Genomic DNA, 12,028 nt, shown 5'->3' with positions numbered 1-12,028 from the left:
CGGCCAGGCGGATGGCGCCCGGCCGGAACGTTATGGATATGCCTGGTCAATGCGGGAACGGCCAAATGCGCAGCTTCTCCTTGCCTATGCTCCACAGCCGCGCAAGTCCATGCGGCTCGGCGATCAGGAAAAACACGATCAACGCGCCGAACACCATGTGTTCGATATGCGATGCGGTATCGACGGCCAGCGGCAGCCCCAGCACGCGCGGGATATTGGTCAGCAGCACCGGCAGCAGCACGATGAACGCGGCGCCGAAAAAGCTGCCCAATATCGAACCCAGGCCGCCGATGATGACCATGAACAGCAGCTGGAAAGAGCGCGACAGGTCGAAGGCCAGCGGCTCCCAGGCGCCCAGGTGGATAAAGCCCCACAGCACGCCGGCCACGCCGACGATGAAGGAGCTGACCGCGAATGCCGTCAGCTTGGCGTACATGGGCCGGATGCCGATGACGGCGGCGGCCACGTCCATATCCCGTATCGCCATCCACTGGCGGCCCATGGCGCCACGCACCAGATTCTTGGCAAGCAGCGTAAAGACCGCCACGACGGAGAGTACGAACAGGTATTTCTGCGCCGAGCTTTGCAGGGGAATGCCGAAGACTTCCAGCGGCGGCACCGATACGCTGCCCGACGGCGAGTAATTGGTGAAGAACGGGATGCGCAGGAACGCCCAGTCGACGAAGAACTGCGCGGCCAGCGTCGCCACCGCCAGGTACAGGCCGCGTATGCGCAAACTGGGTATGCCGAACACCACGCCGACCGCGGTGGCGCACAGGCCGCCCAGCACCATCTGCAGCAGGAGCGGCATCGCGGGAATGCGCACGCCGAAGTTCCAGGCGGCATAGGCGCCCACGGCCATGAATGCGCCGGTGCCCAGGGATATCTGGCCGCAGTAGCCGACCAGCACGTTCAGGCCGACGGCGGCCAGGGACAGGATCAGGAATGGAATCAGGATGGCCCGCAGGAAATAATCGCTGGCCAGCGCCGGCACGGCGATGAAGGCGGCCGCCAGCAGCACCGCGACGAAGACCTTGTCCTGCAGGATGGGGAAGATCTGCTGGTCGGCCAGATAGCTGGTCTTGAATTGTCCGTTCTCGCGATAGAGCATGGCGTTTTCCTGGTCCCGTGGCTGGCCGTTGCGCTAAACCCGATCGATGATCTTTTCGCCGAACAGGCCCTGCGGCCGGAACAGCAGGAAGGCCAGCGCCAGCACGTAGGCGAACCAGATCTCGATGCCGCCGCCCACCATGGGGCCCAGATAGACCTCGGATAGTTTTTCGCCGACGCCGATGATCAGGCCACCCAGGATGGCGCCCGGGATCGAGGTCAAGCCGCCCAGGATCACCACCGGCAAGGCGCGCAGGGCGGCCGTCGACAGGGTGAACTGCACGCCGAATTTCGAGCCCCAGATCACGCCGGCCACCAGGGCGACCAGGCCGGCCACGCTCCACACCACCACCCAGATGCGGTTCAGCGGTATGCCGACGGATTGCGCCGCCTGGTGGTCGTCGGCCACGGCGCGCAGCGCCCTGCCCGTGCCGGTGTACTGGAAGAACAGCGCCAGCAAGGCCACCAGCAGGGCGGCGATGAGCGCGGCGGTCAGGTCTTCCAGATTGAGCAGCAGGCCGCCTTCGAACAGGCGGTCCAGGATCAGCGCGGGCTCCTTGGGCATGCCGACGTTGATGGAGTACACCGAACTGCCGAAGGCAATCTGGCCGGCGCCGTCCAGGAAGTAGCTGATGCCCAGGGTCGCCATGAGCAGCGTGGTCGCTTCCTGGTTGACCAGATGCCGCAGCACCAGCACTTCCACGACGCGTGCCAGCGCCATCATGAGCGCGGCGCTGACGATGAAGGCCAGCACATTGGCGAGCAAGGGCGAGTCGAACCCGAGCCAGTGCGGTATCCATTCGGAAAAGCGCGCCATCGCCAGCGCGGCGACCAGCACCATCGCGCCCTGGGCGAAATTGAATACGCCCGAGGCCTTGAAGATCAGCACGAAGCCCAGGCCGATCAGCGCGTAAAGCATGCCGCTCATCAGGCCGCCAAACAGGGTTTCCAGGAAAAAGCCCACCGCGCGCTCCTTGTTCCGTCAGTGCGATACGCCCAGGTAGGCGCGTACCACTTCTTCATTGGCGCGCACCTGGTCCGGATCGCCGTCGCCGATCTTGCGGCCGTAGTCCAGCACGACGACGCGATCGGAGATGTCCATCACCACGCCCATATCGTGTTCGATCAGGACGATGGTGGTGCCGAATTCGTCGTTCACATCCAGGATGAAGCGGCACATGTCCTGCTTTTCCTCGATGTTCATGCCGGCCATGGGTTCGTCCAGCAGCAGCATGCGCGGCTCCATGGCCAGGGCACGGCCCAGGTCCACCCGCTTCTGCAGGCCGTACGGCAGGCGGCCGACGGGCGTTTTGCGATAGGCCTGGATTTCCAGGAAATCGATGATGTTCTCGACGAACTCGCGGTGGCGGACTTCCTCGCGCGCGGCGGGGCCGATGCGCAGGGCCTGCGCCAGCAGGCCGCATTTCATGCGCAGGTTGCGGCCGGTCATGATGTTGTCCAGCACGCTCATGCCCTTGAACAGGGCCAGGTTCTGGAAGGTGCGGGCGATGCCCATTTCCGCCGCGCGGCGCGGCGTCATGCGGGCATAGCGCTGACCCTGGAATACGATGGCCCCCTGCTGCGGGGTGTACACGCCGTTGATGACGTTCAGCATGGAGCTTTTGCCGGCGCCGTTGGGGCCGATGATGGCGCGGATTTCGTGTTCGCGCACGTCGAAGGAAATATCCGTCAACGCCTTCACGCCGCCGAAGCGCAGCGAAATGTTCTGCATATCCAGGATCACGCCGCCGACGCGGCGCGCGCGATCCGGATGATCGCTGCGGGCGGCCGGCGCCGACGGCTCCGCATCGACAACGGCATGAAGAGGCATGGCCGCGCTATATCCCATATCAGTCATCCGTGGCGCCGAGCGCCACCCTCGTCGCAAAAAACCGGTGCCGTCCAAGCGGGGATGCCGCGGATCCGGCTCCGCCGGTCCGCCGGCATCGCCCCCTCGAGGGGGAAGCGCGCAGCGCTTCGGGGGTGGGTCCCCATCTCAAGCTGCCTTCGCCGTGACGGCGGGATACGCGCGTACATCGCGGATCGATAGATCGGCGGCGATGCGCCCTGTCCGGCCGTCCTCGAACTTGACCTCGGTTTCGATGTAGCGCGACGCGCTGCCGTCGTACAGCGCGTCGACCAGCACCGCGTATTTCTGCGCGATGAAGGCGCGGCGCACCTTGCGCGTGCGCGTCAATTCATCGTCGTCGGGATCCAGCTCCTTGTGCAGGATCAGGAAACGCCGCACCTGCGACGCCGCCAGGCGCTCATCGCGCGCCAGCTCGGCGTTGGCCTGCTCGACGCAACCGGCGATCAACTCATAGACTTCGGCCTTGCCGGCCAGGTCGGTATAGCCGGCATACGGCAAGCCGCGCCGCTCCGCCCAGTTGCCCACGGCTTCCAGGTCGATATTGACGAAGGCGCACACCGCATCGCGGCCGGCGCCAAAGACCACCGCTTCCTTGATATAGGGAAAGAACTTGAGTTTGTTCTCGATGTACTTGGGCGCGAACAGGCTCCCATCGGCGAGCTTGCCCACGTCCTTGGCGCGGTCGATGATCTTCAAATGTCCATCCGCGTCCAGGAACCCGGCGTCGCCGGTATGGAACCAGCCGTCTTCGTCGCGCGCGGCACGGGTCGCCTCGGGATTGCGGTAGTACTCCTTGAACAATCCGGGGCTCTGCACCAGGATTTCACCATTGTCCGCCACCTGGATGCGCACGCCGCTCACCGGCGGCCCCACCGTGTCGGCGCGCACCTGGCCGTCCGGCTGCACGCAGACGAACACCGATGTCTCCGTGGAGCCGTACAGCTGCTTCAGGTTGATGCCGATCGAACGGTAGAACGCGAACAAATCGGGCCCGATAGCCTCGCCCGCCGTATAGGCCACCCGGACGCGGCTCATGCCCAGGGCGTTGCGCAGCGGGCCGTAGACCAGCAGGTTGCCCAGCGCATAGCGCAGCCGATCGCCCACGCCCACGGCCTGGCCATCCAGCAGCGGCACGCCCACGCGCCGCGCCAGCGCCATGCAGGACTTGAACAGCCGGCGCTTGATAAAGCCGGCATCCTCCATGCGGATCAGCACGTGCGTGAGCAGGTCTTCCAGAATCCGCGGCGGCGCGAAGTAATAGGTGGGCCCGATGTCCCGCATATCGATCGCCACCGTGGCCGGCGATTCGGGATGATTGACGGTAAAGCCGGTCACCAGCAGCTGCGTATAGGAGAACATGTTCTGGCCGATCCAGGCCGGCGGCAGATAGGCCAGCACGTCTTCGCGGTCGGTCAGATGTTCCATGGCTTCGACGGCGCGCGCCCGGTCGATCAGGGCCGCGTGGGTCAGCACGACGCCCTTGGGCTTGCCGGTGGTGCCGGATGTATAGAACATCGCCGCGGTCTGGCCGGGCCGGACGGCGGCGGCGCAGCGCTCGAAGAAGGCCGGATCGCCCTGCGCGCGCTCCGCGCCCTGGCGCAGCAGTTCATCGAAGGACATCAGCGCGGCATCGCCGTAATGGCGCAATCCGCGCGGATCGTCATAGACGATATGCCGCAATGCCGGGCAGATTTCGCGCGCCTCCAGCATCTTGTCGACCTGTTCCTGGTCTTCGGCGATCGCCACGCCGACATCCGCGTCGCGCAGCACATAAGCCATTTCCTGCGCGACCGCGTCCTGGTACAGCGGCACGGGGATGGCGCCCAGCGCCTGCGCCGCCATCATGGCGATGTACAGTCGCGGCCGGTTTTCGCCGACCACAGCCACGTGCTGGCCGGCCCGCACGCCCAGCGCCGCCAGGGCGTGAGCGACATGATCGGCCAGCCCCGCGACCTGGGCCCAGGTCAGCGTCTGCCAGATACCCAGGTCTTTTTCGCGTATGGCGGGGCGCCGGCCGCGCACTCGCGCATGCATAAGCAGCAGGGCGGGGAAGGTGTCCGCCGCCGATCCCGGTGGGGATGCGGGCTGGAATGACGCCACGTTGTCTCCTGTATGGTTCCGCCATGCCGGCCTGCCGGGCGATCGTGCCGCCGCGGCATTGCCGACCATCGCGGACCGCGCATTTTCTGATGCAAAGCTGCGCTGCAATGTGTGGTTAAGGTATAAGCTTGCACCGGACCCAACTGTCGCATTCGCGACAATTTCGGGCGATTCAGGGACGATCTAGGGTATATCCCGATGCAAGTAATCGACTCCTTGCAATTGGCTGCGGCCTGGTTCCGCTTACTGACGCCGACCGAACAGGGACGCGTGGAAAAAGACCTGACCGTGCAGCAGGCGCCGGCCGGCACCATCATCGAACGCAAGGGCCAGATGGCGCAGGCGTGGATAGGTGTGCTGGCGGGCCTCGTCAAGGTGTCGGTCGGCAACGCCGAGGGGCGGATGGCGTCGCTGACGGGCGTGCCAGCCGGTGGCTGGTTCGGCGAAGGTTCGCTGCTCAAGCGCGAGGCCCGCAAGTATGACGTGGTGGCGCTGCGCGACTCGGTCATCGCGCGCCTGCCGGCGGCCACCTTCGAATCGCTGCTGGACAGCAGCATCCCCTTCAATCGCTATTTGCTGCAGCAGCTCAACGAACGGGTGGCGCAGTTCATCGGCAAGGCGGAAAACGACCGGCTATTGGACGCGGACGCCAGGGTGGCGCGCTGCCTGGCGGAGCTCTTCAATCCCATTCTCTATCCCGGCATGGCCGTGCGCCTGAGCATCACGCAGGAGGAAGTCGGCTATCTGGCGCGCGTGTCGCGGCAACGCGCCAATCGGGCGCTGCGCACGCTGCAGCAGGCCGGATTGCTGAAGGTGGAGTATCGAGGCGTGCGGGTGCTGGACCTGGATGGCCTGAAAGGCTACGAGGCCGTGAAGCGGACACCGCCCTGAAGCGGTGACGGGCGTGGGAACTCCGCATGCCCACCCCGGACGAACACGCCGGGCACCACCATCGGCCAAGACGCAATGTTCGCCTATCCCCATCTTTCCCCGCCTAGTTTCGATCGCGCATTCTGGGTCGCCTATACGCCCGCCATCGGCCGCGATGACTACGCCGGCACGCAGCAGGCGCTCGCGACCTTGCCCGTGAGTTATTCGGAGGCGCTGCACGGGTCCCACAACGACTTCTGCAACAGTCCGGACTTTGCCGTTTATACGGAAGAAGTACGGTCGCAGTTGTCCTTTCTCGCCGAATTCTGCCGGCGGCACGAGGCCCGCGATCATGAAGCGATCGCGGCCGGCCTCCGGACCTTCTTCAACCACCGCTTCGACGACCCGCACTACTTCAGCACGCGGGCCGCCATCGTCGATTCGCACGGCAAGCAATCGCTGGACGAGTTCTGCTGGATGATCCGCCACGAGGCGATCGACGCGCAGATCAGGAAAGCCGCGGTACGCGATCTGGCGCTGGGCATAACGGAATGCGCCGACGGCGCCGTTTCCAATCTGGTATCCGCCGCGCGGAAGCTGGCGCTGGCGATCGGCGGCATCCGCGGCAAGCTGTGGAGCATCAAGGAAGAGACCGCCCGCAATACCCTGCTGGCGGTCGTACATGAGTCCTTCGCCTGGAAGCCAACCTACCACGCCGGCAACGAAATCCACTACGTCACGACCGCATGGAACAGCCTGGCGCCCTGGTACGGCTTCGAAGAAGACGCGGACGGCATGCGAATGCCGGAGGCGCAGGAGCCTGCTTTCCTGGCGTTGTGCTCACAACGCTTGCGGGCGGCGCTGACGCCGGACCGGCTGGCCAGGACGATGGCGGAAAGCTGCCAGGCACGATTCAACAGCCATAGTCCGCCCGAATCGCAAGGTTCGGCGTTGGCGTGGACGCCCGCCGTTCAGGAAATGCTCCAGGGAAAACTGCGCGAGATCGGCGAAGACTTCGGCCTGACGTGGGAAGACGGCGATCGGCTGGATGCCGCGACGCAACGATGGACGCGACGGGAAAGCGATCTGCGGCTGGGCAGCTTCGTCGTGCTGGAGCATGTGGCGGGTATCGACGGCGATGCCGGCGACGGCGCCTGCGCGTGGAGGCTGCGTACCGATCCGTCGCTGATCGCGCTGGACATCCTGCGAACCATGGCGGAACTGGGACTATTGAGCCAGGGCAGCCTGCCACGCAACCTGGGAGAGTGGATCGAAGATGACGAAACGCGCGCCGCGCTGTTCGTCTACGGCGAACTGGCCTGGGTCGCGCGTGCGACCCGCCAGGAGCATTTCGACGCGCCGCTGTGGCAAGCCCGCGGATTGGACGTCGAGCCGGCCACATTGCCGGATCTGCGGCAGTGGCAAGACGCACGGCTCGACAGCGAACAGGTTCCACCCGCCACGGCCATCCACCAGGCCGTCCGGGCGACCGCCGTGGCGCGATTGACCGACATGCCGATACGCTGGCTGAACGACGGTCCGGCCGCCGAATCCTTCCTGCTGCGCCTGGGCCCGGAGGCCGCCTCGGCTTATCTGGCCGCCAACGCGCCTTCCATCGCCGCTTCCGCGGCCCGCTGCGCAAGCCTGCTGCGCAGCGTTTACCGTGCCGGCATGGGCAAGGCCATCCCGGAGCTGGTCCGGCAATGGCGGCCCAGGCCGGCGGGCCAGATCGACATGGTCTACAGACTGATGCGGGACAACGCCATACCGGGAATGTTCGACGCCCTGCTGGGCCGGAATGCCGAAACCGCCGTCATGGCCTGGTATGCGCCGCTGCGCGACGCGGGGCTCTTCGCGTTCATCGCCCCCAAGATCGGCAACCTGCTCGGCTCCAGGTATATGGGATCGCCGGTCTTCGCCAGCGCCCTGCGCTCCGGCCGCCCGGCGCCGGTCCAGGCCTTCTTCCTGTTATTGAAGGAACTCCTGAAGGACCCGCATATCCGGAGGCACATCAAGAATGCCGTGCCGGACCTGCTGCGCGCCACCGATTTCCTGGAAGCGCCATCGCTGTCGTTCGCCATGGCCAGCGGACATGCCAAAGTGGTGCGGGCCTTTTACACGGGCTTGAGCGGCCTGCTCGCGGAGTCCTCCTGGGCAGCGGCGATCCGCCCCCCGCTGCTCGCGGCTTTGCCGGACCTGCTGGTCGCCGATTCGCATGGCGTGGACTGCGGCCTGGCATACGCCATGGCCAACGGCCATACCGCGGTCATCGAGGCCTTTCACGCCATATTGAAGAAGTTCATGACCAGCGCCATCACCGCGCCCCGGATCCGCCAGGCACTGCCGGACATGCTGGACCCCAAGGACGGCCAGAAGGAACGGGGCATCGTGCTGGCCCTCGAAAGAGGTCATGCGCCGGCCGCGGCCGCTTTCGAAGCCATATGCGCCGATCCCCTGATCCGGCCGCACCTGCCGGCGCCCGGCGCGACGATAGCAAGCCCTTAGTGGCTGCTGCCCAGGTATGCCGCCACCACCGCCGGATCGTTCTTCAGCTTTTCCGGCGTGCCATGCACGGAAATCCGGCCGTTCTCCAGTACATAGCCGTAGTCCGCGACATTCAGCGCGGCGGACGCGAACTGCTCGACCAGCAGCATGGTGACGCCCTGCGCTTTCAGGCGGGCGATGATGCGGAACACTTCCTCCACCAGGATGGGCGCCAGGCCCATGGACGGCTCGTCCAGCAGGACCAGCTGCGGATTCAGCATGACGGCGCGCGCCATCGCCAGCATCTGCTGTTCGCCGCCCGACAAGGTGCCCGCCAGCTGGTCGCGCCTTTCCCTCAAGCGGGGAAACAGCTCCATGGCGCGATCCAGGTCGGCCTGGACGTCGCCGCGCGGCCGGCTGCCGGTCAGCCGCGGATACGCGCCCAGCAGCAGATTGTCCGTGACCGTCAGCGTGGGGAATACGCGGCGGCCTTCGGGCGAATGCGCCAGCCCCAGGCGCGCGATGCGGTGGGACTCCAGGCCATCGATGCGGCGGCCTTCCAGGGTGATTTCGCCCGCCGTGGGCTTGATCATGCCGGACAGGGCGCGCATGGTGGTTGTCTTGCCGGCGCCGTTGGAACCGATCAGGGTCACCACCTTGGCTTGCGGCACTTCCATGCTGATTCCGTGCAACACCTTGACCTTGCCGTAGCCGGCCTCCAGCTTGGAGATCGATAGCATGTTGTTCTCCTTGTTTCCTAGGCCGTCACGGCGCCGCCAAGATAGGCCTCCACCACCCGGCTGTCCGCCTGTACCTGGGCGGGCTGGCCTTCGGATATCTTCTGGCCGAAGTCCAGCACCGACACGGTGTCGCAGACGCCCATCACCACGTCCATGTGGTGCTCGATCAGGATCAGCGTGATGCCGTGGTCGCGCACCTTGCGGATGATCTGCAGCAGTTCGGCGATGTCGGGCGCCGTCAGGCCAGCCGCCGGCTCGTCCAGCAGTAACAGTTGCGGATCCAGCGCCAGCGCGCGGGCGATTTCCAGCAGCCGTTGCTTGCCATAGGGCAGGTTGCGCGCCTCTTCGGCGGCGAAGGACTCCAGCCCGACGAACTCCAGCAAGGCCAGCGCGCGGGCGCGCGCCGCGGTTTCCTCGCCCTTCCAGCGGGGCGTGCGCAGCGCGATATTGCCCAGCCCGGTGCGGAAGCTGTGATGCAGGCCGACCAGCACGTTCTCCAGCGCCGTCATCTCGCCGAACAAGGCCACGTTCTGGAAGGTGCGCGCGATGCCGGCGGCGGCGATGTCGGCCGGCACCATGCCGGCCAGCGAGCGCCCATTGAATTCCACCGTACCGTCCGTCGGCACGTAGATGCCCGTCAGCACGTTCATCATGGTGCTCTTGCCGGAACCGTTGGGCCCTATAAGCCCGTGGATGGTGCCGCGCCGCACCTGCAGATCCACCTGGTTCAGCGCCTTGAGTCCGCCGAACTGCATCACCACGCCCTTGGCGCTGAGCAGGATATCGGCGCCGCCCGCGCCGGCGGCCTGGGGCACGGCTTCGATGCGGTGCGCCAGCTCCTTGCTGACCGCCAGCGCCTTGCGGCCGGTATGGAAAAACAGGTTGCGCACGAAGCCGACGATGCCGTCGGGCAGGTAGTACACGACGAACAGTATCATGGCGCCGAAGATGGTCAGGCGCCAGTCGGTCAGGGCTTCCACCCAGAACGAAAAGACGGCCAGCAGTATGGTGCCGGCCACCGGCACCGCCATGCGGTTCGGCGTGGCGCGGCCCTTGGCGATGGCGGTCGCGGCGCCCACCACCATCAGGATGGCCAGGGTCAGGGCGATCGCGCGGAAGGTGCCGATGTCGTCCAGCATCTTGGGCAGCAGCACGACGATGGCGGCGCCCAGCAGCGCGCCTACCCGCGATTTACGTCCGCCCATGATGATGGCCAGCAGGAACAGGATAGTCAGTTCAAAGTTGTAGGTGTTGGGGGAGATGTACTGCTCCGAATACGAGTACAGCGCGCCGGCGAGCCCGGCGAAGCCGGCGCTGATGACGAAGGCCACGACCTTGTAGCGGTAGACCGACACGCCCATGCAGTCGGCGGCGATGGGACTGTCGCGCAAGGCCTCGAAGGTGCGGCCGATGTGCGATTTCAGGATGCGATGCACGACGATCAGCGAGAGGACCAGCAGCACCGCGACCAGCCAGAAGTATTCGGCCTTGGTCAGCACGTGGCCGTTGAAGGATGGCTTGTTTATCTTGATGCCCAGGGGTCCTTCGGTCAGGAAGGTCATCTCGTTGATCAGTATCTGGATGATGGTGCCGAAGGCCAGGGTGACCATGGCCAGGTAGGGTCCCGTCACGCGCAGCGCCGGCAGCGCCAGCACGGCCCCGAACAGCGCGGCGATCAGGATGGCCGCCGGCAGGATGATGCCGATGGGCATGTGCAGGTGGAACACCAGCACGCCGGCGACATACGAGCCGATGCCGAACAGGCCGGCATGGCCCAGCGACACCTGCCCCGTGTAGCCCACCACGATGTCCAGCCCGAACAGCAGGATGGCGTAGATCATGATGGTTTCGATCAGGTGCAGGTAGTACGGGTTCGACACGGCCAGCGGCAGCCCCGCCAGCACGGCGATGCCCACTATTGAAGCAACGAAAGTCAGCGATCTCATGGGTGGAGCTCCCCTTTAGACTTTTTTTATGGCGGTCTTGCCGAACAGGCCGGCGGGTTTCACCGCGAGTACGAGGAGCAGCAGCACCAGGCCGGGAACGTCCTTGTAGCCGGTGGACAGGTAGAAACCGGTGGTCGTTTCGGCGATGCCCAGGATCAGCCCGCCGACGATGACGCCGGTGCCGCTGGACAGGCCCCCGATGATGGCGACCGCGAAGGCCTTCAGGCCCAGCACGGCCCCCATGGTCGCGCCGGTCAAGGTCAGCGGCGCGATCAGCACACCGGCGAATGCGGCCGTGAGCGAGGACAACGCATAGGAAAGCGTAATGACCAGATTGGTATTGATCCCCATCAGCCCCGCCGCGGCACGGTCAGCGGACGTCGCCACGAAAGCCTTCCCATAGATGGACTTGCGATTGAACAGCTCCACCAGCAGCATCATCGCCAGCGCGCCCACCACGACCAGCAACTCCATGGGCAGCACATTGGCGCCCGCCAGCTGTATCGGCGACATGGGCAGCGGCGATGGAAAAGGCAGATCGTCGCGGCCCCAGACGTTTTCCGCGACATTGCGAAAGATGATCCCCAGCGCGATCGTCGCCATGATCCAGCCGAATTCCGATCGCGTCTTGATGGCCGGCCGCACCCCTACCCGCTCCACCAGCGCGCCCTGCACGAAGCCGAACAGGCATACCAGCGGAATCATGACCCAGTAATTCACGCCCAATCCCACCAGGGACAGGCCCACCAGGGCGCCGAGCATCAGCGCTTCACCCTGGCCGAAATTCAGCGTGCCCGAGGTGGCGAATGTCAGCTGGTAGCCGAACGCGATCACCGCGTAGATCATGCCCAGCGCGATACCGCTATAGATAAGCTGCAGAAGAATCATGGGACTTCCACGTCAGGGAA

Annotated in this window: 9 protein-coding genes; 2 read left to right on the top strand and 7 right to left on the bottom strand. The window is 65.6% G+C overall.

The features are described 5' to 3' along the window. Positions 1-46 precede the first annotated feature (46 nt). From ACNA0R_RS01805 to ACNA0R_RS01790, 4 genes are all read right to left on the bottom strand, one after another. Positions 47-1,111 carry a branched-chain amino acid ABC transporter permease gene (locus ACNA0R_RS01805; protein WP_415824164.1) on the bottom strand — a complete coding sequence of 355 codons (1,065 nt, stop codon included), beginning with the start codon at positions 1,109-1,111 and terminating at the stop codon, positions 47-49. Positions 1,112-1,144: 33 nt separating this feature from the next. After that, complete coding sequence (locus ACNA0R_RS01800) at positions 1,145-2,074, bottom strand: branched-chain amino acid ABC transporter permease (RefSeq protein ID WP_415824163.1); 930 nt, start codon at positions 2,072-2,074, stop codon at positions 1,145-1,147. 18 nt (positions 2,075-2,092) lie between these two features. Continuing rightward, positions 2,093-2,842: an ABC transporter ATP-binding protein gene (locus tag ACNA0R_RS01795; protein WP_415824462.1), complete on the bottom strand. Its 750-nt coding sequence runs from the start codon at positions 2,840-2,842 to the stop codon at positions 2,093-2,095. 264 nt (positions 2,843-3,106) lie between these two features. Continuing rightward, positions 3,107-5,080 (bottom strand): AMP-dependent synthetase/ligase, encoded by a 1,974-nt coding sequence (locus tag ACNA0R_RS01790; RefSeq protein WP_415824162.1) that lies wholly within the window; start codon positions 5,078-5,080, stop codon positions 3,107-3,109. A 198-nt stretch (positions 5,081-5,278) separates the two neighbouring features. Here ACNA0R_RS01790 and ACNA0R_RS01785 point away from each other — a divergent pair, with 198 nt between their 5' ends. Both ACNA0R_RS01785 and ACNA0R_RS01780 read left to right on the top strand, forming a co-directional pair. Further along, complete coding sequence (locus ACNA0R_RS01785) at positions 5,279-5,971, top strand: Crp/Fnr family transcriptional regulator (RefSeq protein WP_415824161.1); 693 nt, start codon at positions 5,279-5,281, stop codon at positions 5,969-5,971. Between the two features lie 75 nt (positions 5,972-6,046). Continuing rightward, positions 6,047-8,455 carry a hypothetical protein gene (locus ACNA0R_RS01780; RefSeq protein WP_415824160.1) on the top strand — a complete coding sequence of 803 codons (2,409 nt, stop codon included), beginning with the start codon at positions 6,047-6,049 and terminating at the stop codon, positions 8,453-8,455. On the opposite strand, the gene ACNA0R_RS01775 is transcribed toward ACNA0R_RS01780, so the two are convergent. From ACNA0R_RS01775 to ACNA0R_RS01765, 3 genes are read right to left on the bottom strand one after another with little or no spacing between them, the layout of a single operon-like run. Next, positions 8,452-9,174, bottom strand: coding sequence for an ABC transporter ATP-binding protein (locus ACNA0R_RS01775; RefSeq protein ID WP_415824159.1), 723 nt, complete (start codon positions 9,172-9,174; stop codon positions 8,452-8,454). The genes ACNA0R_RS01780 and ACNA0R_RS01775 overlap by 4 nt on opposite strands. A 17-nt stretch (positions 9,175-9,191) precedes the next feature. Beyond that, positions 9,192-11,120 carry an ABC transporter permease subunit gene (locus ACNA0R_RS01770; protein WP_415824158.1) on the bottom strand — a complete coding sequence of 643 codons (1,929 nt, stop codon included), beginning with the start codon at positions 11,118-11,120 and terminating at the stop codon, positions 9,192-9,194. A gap of 15 nt (positions 11,121-11,135) precedes the next feature. Then, complete coding sequence (locus ACNA0R_RS01765) at positions 11,136-12,008, bottom strand: branched-chain amino acid ABC transporter permease (protein ID WP_415824157.1); 873 nt, start codon at positions 12,006-12,008, stop codon at positions 11,136-11,138. Between the last annotated feature and the right edge of the window lie 20 nt (positions 12,009-12,028).

This window comes from Bordetella sputigena (assembly GCF_965137885.1).
GTDB classification, from domain to species: Bacteria; Pseudomonadota; Gammaproteobacteria; order Burkholderiales; family Burkholderiaceae_B; genus Bordetella_C; species Bordetella_C sputigena.
This window is presented reverse-complemented; position numbering and strand designations above follow the sequence as displayed.

Excerpts from the sequence above, each read along its gene's own strand:
- ACNA0R_RS01805 (WP_415824164.1), bottom strand. The coding sequence starts at position 1,111 with ATGCTCTATCGCGAGAACGGACAATTCAAGACCAGCTATCTGGCCGAC.
- ACNA0R_RS01795 (WP_415824462.1), bottom strand. The coding sequence starts at position 2,842 with ATGCAGAACATTTCGCTGCGCTTCGGCGGCGTGAAGGCGTTGACGGAT.
- ACNA0R_RS01785 (WP_415824161.1), top strand. The coding sequence starts at position 5,279 with ATGCAAGTAATCGACTCCTTGCAATTGGCTGCGGCCTGGTTCCGCTTA.
- ACNA0R_RS01780 (WP_415824160.1), top strand. The coding sequence starts at position 6,047 with ATGTTCGCCTATCCCCATCTTTCCCCGCCTAGTTTCGATCGCGCATTC.
- ACNA0R_RS01775 (WP_415824159.1), bottom strand. The coding sequence starts at position 9,174 with ATGCTATCGATCTCCAAGCTGGAGGCCGGCTACGGCAAGGTCAAGGTG.
- ACNA0R_RS01770 (WP_415824158.1), bottom strand. The coding sequence starts at position 11,120 with ATGAGATCGCTGACTTTCGTTGCTTCAATAGTGGGCATCGCCGTGCTG.
- ACNA0R_RS01765 (WP_415824157.1), bottom strand. The coding sequence starts at position 12,008 with ATGATTCTTCTGCAGCTTATCTATAGCGGTATCGCGCTGGGCATGATC.